19 protein-coding genes, 2 tRNA genes and 1 pseudogene are annotated in these 18,867 nt (G+C 33.4%); 13 read left to right on the top strand and 9 right to left on the bottom strand.

Features of this window, described 5'->3' with window-relative positions; translation table 11 throughout:
• Positions 1-25: 25 nt before the first annotated feature.
• The 5 genes from P5P87_RS20695 to msrB form a co-directional block, all read right to left on the bottom strand.
• Complete coding sequence (locus tag P5P87_RS20695) at positions 26-1,270, bottom strand: RNA polymerase sigma factor (protein ID WP_278020470.1); 1,245 nt, start codon at positions 1,268-1,270, stop codon at positions 26-28.
• A gap of 61 nt (positions 1,271-1,331) precedes the next feature.
• On the bottom strand, positions 1,332-1,670 hold the full coding sequence (locus P5P87_RS20700) for a YciI family protein (protein WP_278020471.1): 339 nt from the start codon (positions 1,668-1,670) through the stop codon (positions 1,332-1,334).
• A 79-nt stretch (positions 1,671-1,749) separates the two neighbouring features.
• Positions 1,750-2,202: a carboxymuconolactone decarboxylase family protein gene (locus tag P5P87_RS20705; protein ID WP_198857694.1), complete on the bottom strand. Its 453-nt coding sequence runs from the start codon at positions 2,200-2,202 to the stop codon at positions 1,750-1,752.
• A gap of 177 nt (positions 2,203-2,379) precedes the next feature.
• On the bottom strand, positions 2,380-2,991 hold the full coding sequence (gene msrA, locus P5P87_RS20710) for a peptide-methionine (S)-S-oxide reductase MsrA (RefSeq protein ID WP_278020472.1): 612 nt from the start codon (positions 2,989-2,991) through the stop codon (positions 2,380-2,382).
• A gap of 7 nt (positions 2,992-2,998) precedes the next feature.
• Positions 2,999-3,553, bottom strand: a complete 555-nt coding sequence (gene msrB, locus P5P87_RS20715) for a peptide-methionine (R)-S-oxide reductase MsrB (protein ID WP_278020473.1) — start codon at positions 3,551-3,553, stop codon at positions 2,999-3,001.
• A gap of 293 nt (positions 3,554-3,846) precedes the next feature.
• On the opposite strand from msrB, the gene idi reads away from it, so the two are divergent.
• From idi to P5P87_RS20750, 7 genes are all read left to right on the top strand, one after another.
• Positions 3,847-4,374 carry an isopentenyl-diphosphate Delta-isomerase gene (gene idi, locus P5P87_RS20720; protein WP_278020474.1) on the top strand — a complete coding sequence of 176 codons (528 nt, stop codon included), beginning with the start codon at positions 3,847-3,849 and terminating at the stop codon, positions 4,372-4,374.
• Between the two features lie 20 nt (positions 4,375-4,394).
• A complete protein-coding gene (locus P5P87_RS20725) occupies positions 4,395-4,805 on the top strand; it encodes a 6-carboxytetrahydropterin synthase (RefSeq protein ID WP_095929382.1) in 411 nt (136 codons plus the stop codon).
• Positions 4,806-4,808: 3 nt separating this feature from the next.
• On the top strand, positions 4,809-5,267 hold the full coding sequence (locus tag P5P87_RS20730) for a peroxiredoxin (RefSeq protein WP_278020475.1): 459 nt from the start codon (positions 4,809-4,811) through the stop codon (positions 5,265-5,267).
• 57 nt (positions 5,268-5,324) lie between these two features.
• On the top strand, positions 5,325-6,293 hold the full coding sequence (locus tag P5P87_RS20735) for a type I phosphomannose isomerase catalytic subunit (RefSeq protein ID WP_278020476.1): 969 nt from the start codon (positions 5,325-5,327) through the stop codon (positions 6,291-6,293).
• A 56-nt stretch (positions 6,294-6,349) separates the two neighbouring features.
• Positions 6,350-6,616 (top strand): hypothetical protein, encoded by a 267-nt coding sequence (locus tag P5P87_RS20740; RefSeq protein WP_111364281.1) that lies wholly within the window; start codon positions 6,350-6,352, stop codon positions 6,614-6,616.
• Positions 6,617-6,691: 75 nt separating this feature from the next.
• Positions 6,692-6,765, top strand: a tRNA-Thr gene (locus P5P87_RS20745).
• Between the two features lie 113 nt (positions 6,766-6,878).
• Positions 6,879-6,952: transfer RNA gene (locus P5P87_RS20750), tRNA-Thr, on the top strand.
• A 243-nt stretch (positions 6,953-7,195) separates the two neighbouring features.
• Here the strand turns inward: P5P87_RS20750 and P5P87_RS20755 are convergent.
• The 3 genes from P5P87_RS20755 to htpG all read right to left on the bottom strand — a co-directional run bounded on the left by P5P87_RS20755 (position 7,196) and on the right by htpG (position 11,045).
• Entirely contained in the window at positions 7,196-7,963 is a 768-nt protein-coding gene (locus P5P87_RS20755; protein ID WP_278020477.1) for a DUF4369 domain-containing protein, read from the bottom strand.
• 131 nt (positions 7,964-8,094) lie between these two features.
• Entirely contained in the window at positions 8,095-8,931 is an 837-nt protein-coding gene (locus tag P5P87_RS20760; RefSeq protein WP_278020478.1) for a hypothetical protein, read from the bottom strand.
• 233 nt (positions 8,932-9,164) lie between these two features.
• A complete protein-coding gene (gene htpG, locus P5P87_RS20765; protein WP_278020479.1) occupies positions 9,165-11,045 on the bottom strand; it encodes a molecular chaperone HtpG in 1,881 nt (626 codons plus the stop codon).
• A 204-nt stretch (positions 11,046-11,249) separates the two neighbouring features.
• On the opposite strand from htpG, the gene P5P87_RS20770 reads away from it, so the two are divergent.
• From P5P87_RS20770 to P5P87_RS20780, 3 genes are all read left to right on the top strand, one after another.
• Positions 11,250-11,753, top strand: a complete 504-nt coding sequence (locus tag P5P87_RS20770) for a lipocalin family protein (protein ID WP_198858427.1) — start codon at positions 11,250-11,252, stop codon at positions 11,751-11,753.
• 19 nt (positions 11,754-11,772) lie between these two features.
• Entirely contained in the window at positions 11,773-12,468 is a 696-nt protein-coding gene (locus tag P5P87_RS20775) for a YiaD family glycine zipper/OmpA-like lipoprotein (RefSeq protein ID WP_278020480.1), read from the top strand.
• A gap of 109 nt (positions 12,469-12,577) precedes the next feature.
• Entirely contained in the window at positions 12,578-13,528 is a 951-nt protein-coding gene (locus P5P87_RS20780; protein WP_198858425.1) for an ABC transporter ATP-binding protein, read from the top strand.
• Between the two features lie 108 nt (positions 13,529-13,636).
• Here the strand turns inward: P5P87_RS20780 and P5P87_RS20785 are convergent, their stop codons facing one another.
• Positions 13,637-16,048: an alpha/beta hydrolase family protein gene (locus P5P87_RS20785; RefSeq protein ID WP_198858424.1), complete on the bottom strand. Its 2,412-nt coding sequence runs from the start codon at positions 16,046-16,048 to the stop codon at positions 13,637-13,639.
• A 263-nt stretch (positions 16,049-16,311) separates the two neighbouring features.
• On the opposite strand from P5P87_RS20785, the gene P5P87_RS20790 reads away from it, so the two are divergent.
• The 3 genes and pseudogenes from P5P87_RS20790 (at position 16,312) to P5P87_RS20800 (ending at position 18,769) form a co-directional block, all read left to right on the top strand.
• Positions 16,312-17,319: a 3-oxoacyl-ACP synthase III family protein gene (locus P5P87_RS20790; RefSeq protein ID WP_278020481.1), complete on the top strand. Its 1,008-nt coding sequence runs from the start codon at positions 16,312-16,314 to the stop codon at positions 17,317-17,319.
• Between the two features lie 272 nt (positions 17,320-17,591).
• Positions 17,592-17,915: a GIY-YIG nuclease family protein gene (locus tag P5P87_RS20795; RefSeq protein ID WP_198858422.1), complete on the top strand. Its 324-nt coding sequence runs from the start codon at positions 17,592-17,594 to the stop codon at positions 17,913-17,915.
• A 181-nt stretch (positions 17,916-18,096) separates the two neighbouring features.
• Positions 18,097-18,769 (top strand): annotated as a pseudogene (locus P5P87_RS20800) (copper homeostasis protein CutC).
• The last annotated feature ends 98 nt before the right edge of the window (positions 18,770-18,867 follow it).

Consider the following 18,867-nt stretch of genomic DNA (forward strand, 5'->3'; position numbering starts at 1 on the left):
ATCATTTCACTTTTTTATGCTAAATCTAATTTGTCTTTAATTTCAAGTGTTCAATGTTTTTGCTGATGATATTTTTGTCGGATGCTGTTTTAGCTAAACCAAGAGCTGTTTCAAAATTCTGTAGTGCCTTTTTTGTGTCAATTCCAGAATAGAGATTTCCTAGTAGAGAATAATAAAAATGATTATCGGTTAAATTCAATTTTTCAGCTTCTTTGATTGCTTCTTCTTTGCCTTTTACTTTAGATAGAGCATAAGTTCTGTTTAAGGCAACAATTGGCGAATATTCTAAAATGATTAGATTGTTATAGAGTTCCAGAATATTTTTCCATTTTTCTAAAGTTTCTGTTTTTATGGTGTGCCAATAGGCTATTCCAGCTTCTAAGTGATATTTTGAAAGTGTATTTCCGGTCGAAGACTGACTAAGAAAATAAGTTCCTCTATCAATTAATTCCTGATTCCAAAGCGATTGATCCTGATCTTCATATAAAATAATTTCACCATTTAAGCCAGTTCGAGCATCAAATCTTGAAGAATGAAAACACATTAACGCCATTAGAGCATTTGTCTGTGGCAAATTTGTGCTTTCATTTTGAATCAATAAATAAGTCAGACGGATGGCTTCGGAACAAAGATCTTTTCGTAAAGTGGTGTTTTGCGAAATAGAGTAGTAGCCTTCAGAATAAAGCAGGTAAATGGTTTTGAGAACCGTTTGTATCCTGTCTTTTATTTCAGTATTGTTCGGATGCTGAATTTTTATGTTTTCTTCTTTTAGCTTTTCTTTGGCGCGATTAATTCTTTTGTAAATGACTTCCCTGTTAGATAAAAAAGCATCTGAAATTTCATTTACTCCAAAACCACATAATAAATTTAAGGCAAGGGCTATTTGAGCTTCTTCGGAATTACACGGATTGCAAACCGTAAATATCATCGCCAGTTGGCTATCGGCAATATTTTGATCAGACAAATCAATGTCGATTTCAGGATTGTTTAATGGAGTGTTGTGTTTTATTTCGGAAACGATTTTGGTCTCAAAAACGTTGTTTCTTTTCAGATAGTTTTTGGTTTTATTTTTGGCAACGGTATAAAGCCAAGCTGAAGGGTTTTCGGGAATGCCTTTAATTGCCCAAGTTTCTGAAGCGGTCAAAAAAGTATCACTTACAATATCTTCTGCAATTTCGATATGCTGAATTCCGAATAAGCTGCAGAGAACTGAAACTATTTTTTGATATTCGGTTCTGAATAAGTTTGGTAAAAGTTCTTTGTGCTCCATGTTTTAAGAGAAAAATGCCTTAGTAAAGATACAAGGCATTTTGTTTAAGTTGATTTAAAATCTAAACGGCCATTCTAATTTCGACATTTCCGCCAAAATTTAAAACTGGACATCCTTGCGCAATTTCGGTCGCTTCGTCATAATCTTTGGCTTTAATTATAATCAATCCGCCAATAGATTCTTTAATTTCAACAAAAGGCCCGTCGGTAATTCCCTTATTTGAATTTACAAGTTTTCCCTCGCCGTCCCATTTCTGTAAAGGTCTTGCCAGTTTATCTTGAGCCGCAAGACTTCCAAACCAGTTTTGCCACTGCTGTAAATGCTGCCGCAATTCTTCTGGAGACGGCTGTGTTTCTTTTGTTTTAAAATCTCTTCTGAAAATCAATAAAAACTCATTCATTTTTTATGTTTTTAAATTGAATAATTTGCTTTGAGTTGTATAAAGTTAATTGTTTTTACAAAATAAAATCAATTACTGTTTATCCGAACTGTCCAACTCTATAAGTTCCAGGCACATTGGAAAAAGTGATGTTAAGACGGTTCCAAGCGTTGATGGCAGCAACTGCAAGCGTAAGATCTATTAATTCTTGTTCTGTAAATTCAGCTTTTGCGATTTCGTAAATTTCGTCTGGAACATCACAAGCATTTACAGCTTCTGCTAAAGCAAGAGCGACTCTTTCTCTTTGTGTAAAATACGGAGTTTCTCTCCACACACTTAATCCAAATAAACGTTGTGTTGTTTCTCCAGCGGCTAAAGCTTCTTTTGAATGCATGTCTAAACAATAACCGCAGTTGTTGATTTGAGAGATTCTGAAATTTATTAATTCCATAAGAGATGCTTCAATTGTTCCTTTTTTCAAATAACCGCTAATTCCAAATAATGTGCTAACTGCTTTTTGACCTTGTTCGAATAAATTAAGTCTAGTTTCCATGATGTATAATTTTTTAATTGTTTATACCCTAATAACAATCGAACTTTCAGGATTGGACAAAAAAGAGAAAAAAATTAAAATATTTTTTCAATTAAAAGAAAAACCCATTGTTTACAAGGTTTGGTGAAATAAAAAAAACCGTCCATTTTTGTGGACGGTTGATAATAATAAGTTGTATTAGCCTTGTTTCTTTTTCAGTTTATCTTTAAAAACCTTTTCAAACTTTTCTATTTTAGGCTGAATCACCATTTTGCAATACGGCTGGTTTTTATTGTTCGCATAATAGTTTTGATGATAATCTTCGGCTTTATAAAAAACTTTAAAAGGTTCCACCTTGGTCACAATCGGACTATTGTAGACTTTTGCTTTGTTTAGTTCGGTAATAATACTTTGAGCCGCTTTTTTCTGTTCGTCATTTCTATAGAAAATAACGGAGCGGTATTGTGTGCCAACATCTGCACCTTGGCGGTTTAAAGTAGTTGGATCGTGAACGGTAAAGAAAACTTTGAAGATCTCGTTAATATCAGTTACAGTTTTGTCATAAGTAATCTGAACCACTTCGGCGTGGCCCGTTTCTCCTGTGCAAACTTCTTCGTAAGTAGGGTTAGCAACATTTCCTCCTGAAAATCCAGAAACAACAGATTTTACTCCGTCCAGATTTTCGTAAACGGCTTCAACGCACCAGTAGCAACCTCCGCCAAGCGTAATAGTTTCGAGATTGGATTTTTTATTTTGAGAAATGCCATTTAGCGAAAGCGTAAAAAGACATATTAAAAGTATATTTTTCATTTTTAGTTTATTTATTATCGGGAATAAAATCAAGAGCAATCGAATTCATGCAATAACGTTTTCCAGTAGGAGCAGGACCGTCATCAAAAATGTGGCCTAAATGTCCACCGCAACGCCCGCAAAGCGCTTCGGTTCTTTCCATTCCAAGTGAGTTGTCTTCTTTAAAAACTATGCTTTTTTTGTTTTCCTGTTCAAAGAAGCTTGGCCATCCGCAACTGCTTGAAAACTTAGCTGTAGATCTAAAAAGTAAGTTTCCGCAAGAAGCGCAGTAATAAGTTCCTTTTTCATCAGAATTCCAATACTTTCCAGTAAAAGGTCTTTCAGTGTCGGCTTCGCGCATTACGGCATAAACATCCTCAGGCAAAACCTTTTTCCATTCGGCGTTGCTTACATTTAATTTTGTTGTATCGGTATTCGAATAATAAGGATTTCCGGGTTTACTGATTTTATTTTCCATAACAGCAGTTTGTGTAGTTTGTTTTTTAGTGTTTTGTCCGCAAGCTTGTAAAATAAAGAGCGGAAGTATAAAACAAAGGCTGAAAATTAGATTTTTAGATTTCATAAGTTCTTGGGTGCTATAATCTGTATTTCAAAGATACGCCAAGATTTAGCTTCAAATTACAGACAAGGTTATTATTGAGATTTTTTTAAGTGTGTTTTAACTTTTTATTAGTTACGTAAAATGAGACAATCTAGTTTTTATGTCTTAATTTTAACAGCTTTTAATTTTTAGCAGAATTATAGAGTTGTAAATCAGGGAAATAGGAATTTAGTTAAAAGCAAAGCTTTTGACAAACTGAATTAGGATTTTTAAGCCATTTCTTTTTTCGTATTTTTGTTTGCTTAAGAAGCCTTATGACAGAAGAAAACGTAATACTAGTTAATCAGAACGATGAACAGATTGGCTTAATGCCAAAATTAGAAGCACATGAAAAAGCGCTTTTGCACCGTGCCTTTTCGGTTTTTATTCTAAATAGTAAAAACGAAATTATGCCGCAACAGCGTGCTCATCATAAATACCATTCTCCTTTACTTTGGACAAACACTTGTTGCAGTCATCAGAGAGAAGGAGAATCAAACATCGAGGCAGGAAGCCGAAGATTATTTGAAGAAATGGGTTTTAAGGCTGAATTGAAAGAGCTGTTTCATTTTATTTATAAAGCGCCTTTTGATAATGGTTTGACAGAGCATGAATTGGATCATGTTATGATTGGTTATTATAATGAGGAACCAAATATAAATCCAGACGAAGTCGAAGATTGGAAATGGATGAGTATTGAAGATGTGAAAGCAGATATTGAAAAACAGCCCGAAATTTATACCGTTTGGTTTAAGATAATTTTTGATGAATTTGATCATTATCTTGAAGACCATAAATTATAGCCAACTAACCAGAAACATAAATGAGAGTAACCATATCAAGAAAAGCACATTTTAATGCCGCACATCGACTGCATCGAAAGGATTGGTCATTTGAAAAAAACGACGCTGTTTTTGGAAAATGCAATAATCCGAACTTTCATGGTCATAATTATGGTTTAACAGTAAGTGTTACAGGAAAGATTGACCCGGAAACTGGTTTTGTTTTAGATGTGAAAGTATTAGCGGACATTATACGAGAAGAAGTAGAAATTCCGTTTGATCACAAAAATCTTAATCTGGATGTTCCAGAATTTGCAGATTTGAATCCGACTGCAGAAAATATTGCTGTTGTGATATGGAATAAAATTAGACAACGAATTCATGCCGACTTTGATCTTGAAGTTGTGCTGAACGAAACGGACCGAAATTTTGTAACTTATAAAGGAGAATAAAAAATGTCATTAAAAATAGGAGATATAGTTCCGAATTTTACTGCGAAAGACAACAATGGTGAACTTTTTGAAAGCCAAAGTGTTTTAGGAAGAAAGCCACTGGTGATTTATTTTTACCCAAAAGATAATACACCAGGATGTACAACCGAAGCTTGCAGTTTTCGGGATCAATACGAAGATTTTAAAGATTTGGGAGCTGAGGTAATTGGTATTAGCGACGATAGTGTAAAGTCACATCATAAATTTGCTTCTAAATATAAATTGCCTTTTATTTTGCTTTCAGATCAAGATAAAAGATTAAGAAAACTTTTTGGTGTTCGTAATAATTTGTTCGGGCTTTTGCCAGGACGCGTTACTTATATAATTGATAAGAATGGTTTATTGATTTCGATATTTGATAGTGCAAATGCTGCCAAACATATACCGAAAGCCTTAGAAATTGTTCAAGAATTAGTATCATAGATTACCAAAATAGTATCAAATTAGAATTAATTAAACAAATATATTAGCCTAAAAAACATGAGTCAGAATTTATACCCTTTGCAATTTGAACCGATTTTGAAAGAAAGAATCTGGGGAGGAGAAAAACTAAAAACTATTCTAAACAAACCAATCGTTTCTAAAATTACTGGCGAAAGCTGGGAATTGTCTACTGTACAAGGTGATATAAGTGTCGTTGCAAATGGAATTTTAAAAGGAAAATCTTTAATGGATTTGATTGATGAAACACCAGATGCTATTTTAGGAACTAAAGTTTATGAGCGTTTTGGAAAGCAATTTCCGTTACTTTTTAAATATCTAGATGCAAGAGAAGATCTTTCTATTCAAGTGCATCCAAATGACAAGTTGGCAAAAGAACGTCATAATTCATTCGGAAAAACTGAAATGTGGTACGTAATGCAAGCCGATGCTGATGCGAGAATTATTGTTGGTTTTAAAGAAGATTCTAGTAAAGAAGAATATTTGAAACATTTACACGATAATACTTTGGTGTCTATCTTAGATGATGTAAAAGCAAAAGCTGGAGATGTTTTCTTTTTAGAAACTGGAACAGTTCACGCAATTGGAGCTGGTTTGGTTGTTGCCGAAATTCAGCAGACTTCTGATATTACATATAGGTTATATGATTTTGATCGTGTAGATGCGCAAGGAAATAAAAGAGAATTGCACGTAGATCTTGCACTAGATGCAATTAACTATAATAAAGTAGATACACAGAAAAAATACGAAACAAAGGTTAATACCTCAAATACTGTTGTAGACTGTCCATATTTTACAACGAATTTCCTTCCGTTAGAAAATAAATTAGAAGTTGCCAAAAATGGAGAAACATTTACAGTATATATGTGTATTGAAGGTGATTTTGAAATTGAATATGACGGATTCAAGCAAGCTTATAAAAAAGGAGATACTGTTTTGGTTCCTGTTGCTATAAATGCATTTAATTTGAGCGGAAAAGCTTCAATTTTAGAAATTTACATTTCTTAGCATTAAATTTAAAGATAATATGTACTTTTGCAGACGCAAATTAAAATAAAAAGAAAATGGCAAACGTTAAGAATTTAAAGAAAGACATCAACTTCGTATTAGGAGATATTATTGAGGCAGTTTACTTGTTTGAGATGTCAACAACAGGAAATCCTACTCCAGAAACGAATGCTTTGGTCGATGAAGCTATCGCTGCATTCGATACTTTGATTACAAAAGTGAACGCAAAGAACGTTGAAAATAAAAAAGCACATTTCAAACAAATTAATGTTGAATTAGAACAAGCTGCTAATCAATTGATTGAAAAAATCAACGCATTATAAGAAAAAAAAGTGTAAAAAAGTGCAAATTTATTTTGGGAAATTGAAAAACCGCTTTATATTTGCACCCGTAATGAGGCCGATGTAGCTCAGCTGGCTAGAGCAGCTGATTTGTAATCAGCAGGTCGTGGGTTCGAGTCCCTCTATCGGCTCAAAAAAACGGAAACCATCACAGAAATGTGGTGGTTTTTTTAATTATAGAGAGAGGTGTGAAATTTTTTTTGGAATATTAAAAAACATTTATATCTTTGCACTCGCAAAATAGGCCGATGTAGCTCAGCTGGCTAGAGCAGCTGATTTGTAATCAGCAGGTCGTGGGTTCGAGTCCCTCTATCGGCTCAAAAACCATCACAGAAATGTGGTGGTTTTTTTTATGCCTAAAATCAAACTCCAGTTTTAGAGTTTGTGTTTTTCGTTTAATTAAAATCGATTTAAGTTGTTTTTATTTTGATGATATAATTGCCTTTTAACGCTTGAAAATATTAATAGCGAGCATGAATATCTTCTTGTTAAAATTTGTTGATTTAAGATATAAAAAAAGCCCTGAATATTTCAGGGCTTTTTTGTTTTTATAAAATGAAATTATTTTTTTGCTTCAGTTGCCGCAGCTTCTGTTTTAGTTTCTGCAGGAGCCTTTTGTTCTTCTTTTTTGATTTCAGATACATATTTTGTTAGTTTCTTTCCATAAAAAGATTGAGCTACTTTTGGCGTCATCGATTTTTGGATTGTATCAAGAAATTTTAAATTGATATCGTAAATTTCTGCTAAAGCAATATAAGGTGCTACTTCGTGATCTTTATTGTTTATAGCAAAGTTTGTAGCGTATAAATATTTTCTTTTGATATTTGACTGCTGTTTTGCATCTATGCTGTCAATTGCTTTTTGATCTTGTCTTTTTAAGGCTTTGAATTTTGATTCTACCATAGAAAGATTTTCATCTCTAAAACGAACATTTATTTTTTGATACTCTTCGTATAATTCTTGGTTTTTAGATCCGGTAATTTTTGCGCCGGTGATGAAGTTGTCCAAATTGGTCTCGATATTCATGTTTCCTGGCTCAGCAAAAAATAAGATGTTGTTATCTAAAGAATTTGTTACACCGCGATCTAGAAACAAATAAAGCATCTCTGGAGATTCTAATTTGATATCTCTTTCAAAAGTTGAATTTCCGTCGATTTTAATACTGTCGATGGCAACAAGAGAAGTATCCACAACTCTTTGGATATATAAAGTTCCGGTTTTTAAACCTTTAATGTTTCCTGTAAGGTGTAGGTTGTCAGCAGCAGATTCTTTTTTGCCGCAAGATGCTAATACTGCAAGAGTAACAAAAGCAATTAGTGTTTTTTTCATTAGTTTTTGAGATTTTGGTGCAAAATAAAGAAAATAGTTTAAATGTAATGAGGCTGTTGTTTTATTTTTATAAAAAAATAAATCCCAATCTATTTCTAAATTGGGATTTTAAAGTAATGCAAGAAAAGGTCTTACATTGATAATTGATATGAAGCGCCATTTTCTTGTGTGTAGGTGTAAATCGCATCACAGTCGTTGTTTCCGTAATCTATTACTCCGTTTAAAATTTCTCCTTGTACTTTCAATTGTCCTTTAGAAATAAATAAACAAGAATATTTTTTAGTCAATGGCTCTTTTATTGTTAAGGTAATTGATTCGCCATTTGCAGATGTCACTTTATGTGAGCCTTCTGTTATTTCGTATACATTGTCAGATAAAACCAAAGGAGTATCTACGCCTGCAATTTGTTTAGTGGTATAAAATCCAGAATTAATGTAAACTCCTCCCTGTATATCTGTAAGTTTGCCATTTATTACTTTTCTAGTCCATTGTGGTGTAGCGGCAACAGTTGTGGTGTTAGTGTATTCAATAGTGCCTTCTAGCTTGGTATAGTTTATTGAGTAGTCAATTCTTTCAATTGTCATTTTACTTCCAGTTTCCATAATTGGCCCCGTAAGAGTTACTTTTAATTGTCCTTTTCGAGTAAGGTTGTTTATGTCTTTACATCCTGCTGTTCCAAAATCTGCTAAAAATACTTTAGGATATTCTTCGCCGTTTGGAGTACTTATTGTTACAGTTGCGCAAAGTCCTGCAGGCGTTTCTGTAGTTTTTGCAGTAGTTGAAGTGGCTGTAGTAATTAAAAGCCCCGTGTTAAGATCCATTTCGTTGGAAGTATCAACAAAAATCGATGCTCCAACGTTTGTTAGATTTGTTGAATTTCCTGGTTCGTCGTGATTGTCGCTAGAGCAAGAAATATATAAAAATGCTGTAGCGCAAATAGTTGATAATAAAATGACAGTTTTTTTCATGGTTTTTTTGTTTTGGATTAGATTAATAAGGCAGTCAAATGTAATAAAAAAATAAGTTACAATTTAAAAATCCTATAGTGGTTAATTTATAAGATATCCTAACGATTTTTTGAACAAAAAATTATAATAATTGCTAATTAATGAGATGATTTTAAACAATCTAAAACCGGTTTTGGTTTAAACAACAAAAGCTGCCCAATCGGACAGCTTTTGTTAGGAAAGCAATTTTATGCTTATTTGATCATTTCAAAACTTCTTTTTACGAAAGCAGTAAGTGCTTCACCTTTTAATAGGTTTTGAGATAATTTAGCTAAATCTAATGCTTGTTTAACCAAATGCTCTTGGTGCGTTTTGTCTTCTGTGTTTAAGATGCTTGAAGCAAGATCAGAATTTGTATTTACCACCAAATTGTACATTTCTGGCATATTACCCATTCCGAACATTCCGCCGCCTGTTTGGCTCATTTCTTTCATTCTACGCATAAATTCTGGTTGCGTAATAAGGAATGGAGCGACTTGAGAATCCATAGCTTCCAATTGAACGCTGTATGCTTTTGGAATATAAGCTTCTAAAGAAGTTTTTAAAGTCGCTTTTTCGTCATCAGATAATTTAGAGATCGTATTTTCTTCTTTTTTGATTAAGTTGTCAATATGATCAGAGTCAACACGTACAAAAGTTAATCCGCTGTTATCGTTTTCAATCTTTTGGATTAAGTGCGAAATAATCGGAGAATCTAAAAGCAATACTTCGTAACCTTTGTCTTTTGTCGCTTCGATATAAGAGTGCTGTGCATCTTTGTTTCCAGCATAAAGAACTACAAGTTTACCATCTTTATCAGTTTGGTTTTCTTTTAGTTTTTCTTTTAATTCTTCTAAAGTAAAGTAAGTGTCATCTACAGTTGGGTACAAAACAAATGCACCTGCTTTTTCGTAGAACTTATCTTCAGAAAGCATTCCGTATTCTAAAACGATTTTAATATCGTTCCATTTTGCTTCAAAATCAGCGCGGTTTTCGTTAAATAAAGCTTTTAATTTATCTGCTACTTTACGAGTAATGTAGTTTGAGATTTTCTTAACTGCACCGTCAGCCTGTAAACCAGAACGAGAAACGTTTAATGGGATATCTGGAGAATCGATAACTCCTTTTAACATTGTCAAGAATTCAGGAACAATTCCTTCTACGTTATCTGTAACGTAAACTTGGTTTTGGTACAACTGAATTTTGTCTTTCTGGATCTGCATGTCGCTTCCTAATTTCGGGAAATACAAAATACCAGTTAAGTTAAACGGATAGTCTACATTTAAATGAATGTGGAATAAAGGATCCTCAAACTGCATTGGATACAATTCTCTGTAGAAGTTTTTGTAATCTTCATCAGTTAATTCAGAAGGCTGTTTTGTCCAAGCTGGATTTGGGTTGTTAATAATGTTGTCAATTTCAACAGTTTCATTAACGTAATCTTCCGGAGCATCTTCTGGTTTTGGAAGCGTTTCAGTTCTTGTTCCGAATTTAATCGGAATAGGCATGAATTTATTGTATTTGTTTAATAAACCACTGATTTTAGAATCGTCTAAGAACTCTAAAGAATCTTCTGCGATATGCAGAATGATTTCTGTTCCGCGTGAAGTTTTGTCAGCTGGTTCTAAAGTGAACTCAGGACTTCCGTCACATGTCCAGTGTGCAGCTGGTTCATCTTTGTACGATTTTGTAATGATTTCAACTTTTTCAGCTACCATAAAAGCAGAGTAGAAACCAAGACCAAAATGTCCAATAATTCCAGAATCTTTAGCAGAATCTTTGTATTTGTCTAAGAATTCTTCAGCACCAGAAAAAGCTACTTGATTGATGTATTTTTCAACTTCATCAGCAGTCATACCTAAACCTTGATCGATAATGTGGATTTTTTTACCTTCTTTATCTACTTTAACTTCAATAATAGGGTTTCCGTATTCTACTTTAGCTTCACCAATGCTAATAAGATGTTTTAATTTTAAAGTAGCATCAGTACCATTAGAAACAAGCTCGCGCAAGAAAATTTCGTGGTCGCTGTATAAGAACTTTTTAATTAAGGGAAAAATGTTTTCTACTGAAACATTAATTTTACCTGTTGCCATATTTTTTAATTTTTGAGTTTTAATTTGATGATTTTCATTTGTTCAAATAAAATACCAATTCTATTTTGGGTGACAAAATGGCGGAAATGTTAATTTTGAAAGAAAATAAATAGATTCTAAAACGAAAAATATCTCAATGAATCGTATATTTGTGGTACAATAATTGTTAAAAAGGCAAGTATTAATCTAAAAAAATTGTACAAAATGAAGAAGAGTATTTTTATATGCTTGATTGCCGCTATGTTTTTTGCGTGTAAATCAGCTTCGTCAACAGCTTCATCTTCTGAGGCTACTACGCTTTCAACAAAACTTGACAAATCGACTCAAGTAGCGTTAAAAGGAAATTGGGTGCTTACCAATGTTTCTTACCCAGGTTCTGATTATATCAAAGTAAATTCATTTGATCTTGCAGATTCAAAATGTTTTATTGGAAGTACTTGGAGCTTTATTTCAAACAACAATAAAGGAAATATGGCTTTAACTTCTCCAAGTTGTACTGGATTTTCTTCGCCAATTGTATGGAGCATTAACAATCAAGGCTTATTTGTATTAAAGATTCTTAATGCAGGTGAAAAAGCAAAGAAAGTAAGAGATGGCTATTTGCTTAAAGTTGCAGGTGTAACTGAAAGTTCTTTTCAGTTAGTTGATAATATCAATGTTGGAGGTCAGGTAAAAGATGTAGTTTACCAATTTCAAAGAGCTAATTAATATTTTAAAGATATAGAAAATGAGAAAGATAACGGTTTTAGGTTTAAGTAGTTTAATGGTTATAGCTAATTTTTTTACAAGCTGTGATTCGGTAAAAAACGCAAATAATACACAAAAAGGAGCCGGAATTGGTGCAGTTGCAGGAGGTGTAATTGGTGCTGTATTGGGAAATAATATCGGTCGAGGCGGAAACGCTGCTTTAGGTGCTGCAATTGGAGCTGCTGTAGGTGGTGGAACTGGAGCATTGATCGGAAACAAAATGGATAAACAAGCTCGTGAAATTGATCAAGCTTTGCCAGGTGCTTCTGTTGAAAGAGTTGGAGAAGGAATTCACTTGACATTGAATGAAAATGCAGTGCGTTTTGATACTAACAAATCAACTTTGACATCTCAAGCAAAAGCTAATTTGGATAAACTGGTTCCTGTATTTAATGAGTATGGAGATACAGATATTCAAATTTTTGGTTACACAGATAACACTGGAAAACCAGAGTATAACTTAACGCTTTCAGGACAAAGAGCTGCTTCTGTGCAAGCGTATTTAGTTTCAAAAGGATTAAAAGCAAGCCGTTTCAAAACTTCAGGTTTAGGAATAGCTGACCCAATTGCAACAAATGATACTCCAGAGGGAAGAGCGCAAAACCGTCGTGTTGAATTCTCAATTACAGCAAACGACAAAATGGTAAACGATGCTAAAGCAGAAGCTGGAAAATAAGTTTCTAAATAAAATAAATCATAAAAAAAGCTGTTTCAATAATTGAAGCAGACTTTTTTTTGACTTTAGAAATTAAACATTGTAAATTTGACGTCTCATATTACAACTCATGCTTGACATTCAAAATATATCTTTTTCGTACACCGAAAGCCCCGTTATAAAAAATATTTCCTTTTCTATTGAAAAAGGTCAGAACGTAGCCATTATTGGCGAGAGTGGTTGCGGAAAAAGCACACTGCTCAAGCTTATATATGGACTATATGATTTGAACGAGGGAAACATTTTTTATGGTGATAAACCTATCTTGGGACCAAAATTTAATTTGATTCCAGGAATGCCTTATATGAAATATTTGGCACAAGATTTTGATTTGTCTCCATATGAAACGGTTGCAGAAAACGTGGGCAAGTTTTTATCTAATGGTTTTGCAAACATGAAAAAACTTCGTGTTCAGGAATTGCTAGAGATGGTAGAAATGGATCAGTTTGCCAATGTTAAGACCAAATTCTTAAGCGGAGGACAGCAACAAAGAGTTGCTTTGGTTCGAGTTTTGGCTTTAGAGCCAGAAGTGATTTTGTTAGACGAGCCATTTAGTCAGATTGATGCTTTTAGAAAAAATGCTTTGCGCCGTAATTTATTCCGTTACCTAAAGCAAAAAGGAATTACTTGTATTATTGCAACGCACGATAGTACAGATGCTTTGTCTTTTGCAGATCAAGCAATAGTAATGAGAAATGGAGAAGTATTGGTAAAAGATGATCCTTCAAAAATATACGAAGATCCAAAGGTTAAGTACGTGGCTTCTTTGTTTGGAGAAGTAAATGAAATTCCGACTCATTTATTATTGTCTTATCCGGACGAGACTCATAAAACGCTAGTTTATCCGCATCAATTTAAAATGGTTTCGGAGTCAAAATTAATGGTAAAAATTAGGAGAACGTATTTTAGAGGAAGCCATTATTTAATTGAAACTGTTTATAAAAGACAGTTGATTTTCTTTGAAAGCGAAATAGATTTGCCGCTTGAACAAGAAGTTTTTCTAGCACTAAATTATTTATAATTAGAGGATGTGTCAATTAGAAAATTATATGATTTCTAATTGTTAAAATAATAAACCCGACAGGTTTTAAAAATCTGTCGGGTTTACTTTTGGAATCAAATTATGAATTTAGTTTTTTAGATACTTTTCTAAGAATTGATCTTGTTCCCAAAGCAAATGAAGAATGTTTTCTTTAGCAACATAGCTATGAGATTCTTTTGGCAAAATAACCATTCTAGCAGGCGCTCCTAAACCTTTTAATGCTTGAAAATAACGTTCTGTCTGCAAAGTAAAAGTTCCGGGATTGTTATCTGCTTCTCCGTGAACCAATAAAATCGGAGTTTTCATTTTTTCTGCATTCATAAATGGAGACATTGCATTGTAAACTTCTGGAGCTTCCCAATAATTTCGTTGTTCAGATTGGAATCCGAATGGTGTTAGAGTTCTGTTGTAAGCACCACTTCTTGCAATTCCGCAAGCAAAAAGATCAGAATGCGTTAGTAAGTTTGCTGTCATAAAGGCTCCATACGAATGTCCTCCTACAGCTACTTTTTTACGATTGATATAGCCTAAAGCGTCAACAGCGTCAATAGCCGCTGCTGCATTATCGACTAATTGCGAAATAAAGTTGTCGTTCGGTTCTGTAGTTCCCTCTCCAATAATCGGAAAAGCGGCATCGTCTAAAACCACATAGCCTTTTGTAACCCAATACACAAATGATCCGTAATAAGGAAAAGTGAATTCGTTTGAATTTTGAGTCGATTGAGAAGCGCTATTTCTATCTTTATATTCTGCTGGATAAGCCCAGATCAATAGCGGCAATTTTTCTTTTTTAGCTTTATCGTAACCAGCAGGTAGATATAAAGTTCCTGAAAGTTCCAATCCATCCTTACGTTTGTATTTAATAACTTCTTTGCTAACGTCTTTAATGCTTTCAAACGGATTCTTGAAATCAGTAACTTGTGTTAAGCTGTTTTGTTTTTTAATATTTCTGAAATAGTAATTCGGATATTCTGTTTTTGACTGAATCATAACTAAGACTTTTCCAGACTTAAAATCTTCAATTTCTAAAATATCTTCTTTTTTATCTTTGTATGGAGAAGTATAAATGCGCTTTGATTTTAAAGTTTCCAGATTGAATTCGTCAACAAAAGGGAATTGTCCATTTTTGGTATAACCCTCGCCAATTCTGTAAAGGTTATTTTTTTCGATAGCTAAAACATATTTGTTGTAGGCATTTTTTCTTGTTTCAAAAACTCCAGGATCAGAATAAACATCTTGAGAATTTCTGTCTGTGATTAATTTTGGCTGTTGATTTGGATTTGAAGGATTAATCAAAAATGTTTTGGTGTTTCTCGTATCATACCATTCTTCTGAAAGGACTGCTAAATTATCATTTCCCCAAGTAATGTCACTAAAACGTTGTGGTGTTTTTGCCAATGATGTTGCTTCTTTGTCAAAAGGTGCATCCCAAAGAAAAACTTCATCTCTAAAATCAACTTTGTTGGCAGGATCTCCTTCGTCTAAAGCTACAACATACGATAATGTCGCAGGTTTATCGTTTCTCCAAGCCATTTCTCTTTTTCCTTTTCGAACAGCCATAAAACCTTTTGGCATAATTTCGTTTAAAGGAACCTCGTTTACCGTTTTAATTTCTCTTCCGCTTAAATCGTAAACAACGGTTTTGAATGGAAATCTATTCAGAGGAACTACATAAGAAAATGGTTTTTGAATGGTAGTAAGCATAATGTAATTACCATCTGGTGAGATTCTTTCTCCAGCAAACATAGCGGCATCTTTATACAAAACAGCATCACCATTTAGTTTTACTTTGTATAATTCAGAAGTTATGCAGTTTTCAAAATTAGTTTCGTCGTTTTTGTTTTTCAACATATCTGGATACGTTCTGTTTTGAGATTTTTCTCCCGAAGTATTTGAAATAATTGGCCCAGTAGGCAAATCTTTTTTAGAATCCAAAAGTGGCTGTCTGTTTTTAGGAAGCATTTTTACTAATATAGTTTCACTATCCAAAAACCAGTTAAACGGATTTCCAAGGTTTGCATTTACTCTAGCCTCTGTAAGTTTTGTTGCTTGGGCAGTTGCCACATCCAAAACCCAAAGTTCAACACCCGAATTTGTAGTATGAGAGAATAAGATTTTTTTGTCGTTTGGTGACCAAAGAATATTTGTTATTTTCGGATTCTCAGGTAAGCCTTTAACTTGAATTTCTTCCTTTCCACTTATTTTTCTTAGTTTAAGATTGATCAAGTAAGTTGCTGTGCTTGAAATATTAGTAACAGGATTAATTCTTAAACCTGCCAGTTTAACTTCGTCTTGATTTAGATCTTCTAGCGTTTTATAAGTATTGCGATACATTAAGAGCATGTTCTCTTTTTTTGTATCCATAGATACCGAAGGAGGCCTTTGGTAATCTGCCAAATCTAAAATAGATTTCGAAGGTTTTTGATAAACTAGATTCTCTTGAGCAAAAGAGAAAAAGCTTATGTTTAAAAATAAAAACAGCGTAACCTTTAATTTCATAGTTTTAATTTTATGAGTTTATAAAATGGTATTCAAAATGTTTGTCTAATATACTTTTGTCTTGTTACAACTTGTATCTGATTTTTCATTTTTTTCAATATTTATGTCCGAAAATTGCCTTTTCAAGAAGTAAATGATTATAAGTTGCTTTAGAATTAAAATATATTAAATTGCTAATAACGAAAAAAATAGTATTTTGTGTACGTATATTTTAAAGTATGCGTAAATTTGCAATCCAATTTTTTAATAAATAATAATAGATTATGTATCATTCAAAAATAGCTGGTTTAGGATATTATGTTCCTTCTAATGTGGTGACTAACGATGATTTGTCTAAGATCATGGATACTAATGACGAGTGGATTCAGGAAAGAACAGGAATTCAAGAAAGAAGACACATTATCCGTGGAGAAGACACTACGACTTCAATGGGAGTAAAAGCGACTAAAATTGCAATCGAGCGTTCTGGTGTAGCCAAAGAAGATATTGATTTTGTAGTTTTTGCTACCTTAAGCCCAGATTATTATTTTCCAGGCCCAGGTGTTTTGGTTCAAAGAGATTTAGGTCTAAGAACAGTTGGTGCATTAGATGTTAGAAATCAATGCTCAGGATTTGTTTACGCAATTTCTGTTGCAGATCAATATATCAAAACCGGAATGTATAAAAATATTTTGGTAATTGGTTCTGAGGTTCATTCTACAGGATTAGACATGACAACTCGCGGACGTGGAGTTTCTGTAATTTTTGGTGATGGAGCAGGAGCAGCAGTTTTAAGCCGTGAAGAAGATGTAACAAAAGGAATTTTATCTACACATTTACATTCTGAAGGCCAGCATGCTGAAGAATTAGCATTGCAAGCACCAGGAATGGGAGCGCGTTGGGTAACAGACATTATTGCAGATAATGATCCGAATGACGAAAGTTATTATCCTTATATGAATGGGCAGTTTGTATTTAAAAATGCTGTAGTTCGTTTTGCAGAAGTAATCAATGAAGGATTAGAAGCAAATGGTCTTCAGGTTTCAGATATCGATATGTTGATTCCGCATCAAGCAAACTTGAGAATTTCGCAGTTTATTCAAAATAAATTCAAATTGACAGACGATCAAGTTCATAATAATATTCAGAAATACGGAAATACAACAGCTGCATCTATTCCGATTGCTTTAACTGAAGCTTGGGAAGAAGGAAAAATCAAATCTGGCGATACTGTAGTTTTAGCAACCTTCGGAAGTGGATTTACTTGGGCAAGCGCTATTATTAAATGGTAAATTAATTCATCTTACATTATATTTAGAACCTGCTTCTTATTGGGAGCAGGTTTTTTTATACATATATGTTAGGCTGAGCGGAGTCGAAGCTTACTTTCCGGTAGGAACGCCCTTCGACTCTGCTCAGTGGGACAAAACTTTGACGATTGTATGTGATGGATTTCTATTTGTCAGGCTGGGCGGAGTCGAAGCCCACATTCCAATTGGCACGTTCTTTTATTTAATGATTTGAATTAAATTTCTTACTTTTATTTTTTTTGAAAATAAAAACTATGAAAAGATATTACGTTTATATTTTGAAATGCTCCGATGGAAGTTATTACACAGGAATGACAAATGATATAAATAGGAGACTAAATGAACATAATTATGGCTTGAATAAAGAAAGTTACACTTTTGAAAAAAGACCTTTAGAGTTAGTGTTTTGCACTGAGTTTAATGATGTTATCCAAGCTATCGCATTTGAAAAGCAAGTAAAAGGCTGGAGCAGAAAAAAGAAAGAAGCTATAATAAAAGATAAATGGGAGGACTTGAAAAAACTTTCTCAATGTTTGAATAAAACAACTCATGAAAATTTTAATAAAAAGGATGTTTAATAGTAAATTAGCAGTCGATTTTGCTCAGTAGAATACAAGCGACTTGTCAGGCTGAGCGGAGTCGAAGCCCACGTTCCAATAGGAGCGCCCTTCGACTCCGCTCAGGGTGACAAAGATTGAACTTAATTGTTTTAAAGTTTGTGAGGCTGAGTGAAATAGAAGCCCTTTTAATAAAATCAAAATGAAAAAAAATCAACTAGAAATAGCTTGTTTTAATTATGAATCGGCATTGATTGCTCAGGCAAACGGTGCAGATAGAATTGAGCTATGTGAAAATATGAAACTGGGAGGAACTACTCCAAATTCTATTTTGGTAGTAAAAGTTCGCGAAAGCATAAATATAAAAATGCATGTTATCATTAGGCCTCGTGGCGGAGATTTTGTTTATTCTGATGAAGAACTCACAGAAATGAAACAAGACATAAAACAATATAAAAAACTAGGTGTTGACGGTTTTGTTTTCGGAATTCTAAAAGAAAACGGAAAAATAAATAAAAAGCAGAATAAAGAATTGGTTCATTTAGCGCATCCGCTTTCATGTACTTTTCATCGTGCTTTTGATGTGGTTAAAAATCCAGAAAAGTCACTAGAATCTGTTATAGACTGTGGTTTTAAAACTATTTTGACTTCCGGTCAAGGAGTAAATGTCGAAGAAGGAATTCTCGCTTTAGAAAGACTTCAGGAATTGGCAGGAGATAGAATTGAGATTATGCCAGGTGGTGGTTTACGGTCTTCCAACATCAAATTGCTCGCAAGAAAAATTAGATCTTACTTTTTATCATTCTTCAGCAATTACAGATAATTCTGAAACTGCAAATCCAGAAGAAATAAAAGAACTGTGTAATTTTTTATAAGTTTAATAAAACAAAAAAAGTCTGGAGGTGGCAATCTCCAGACTTTTTTTCTACAAGAAATTATTCAAAAATTATTTAAAAAAAATCTTTTTAGGTAA

The sequence above is a fragment of the Flavobacterium ginsengisoli genome (genome assembly GCF_029625315.1).
Lineage (GTDB): Bacteria > Bacteroidota > Bacteroidia > Flavobacteriales > Flavobacteriaceae > Flavobacterium > Flavobacterium ginsengisoli.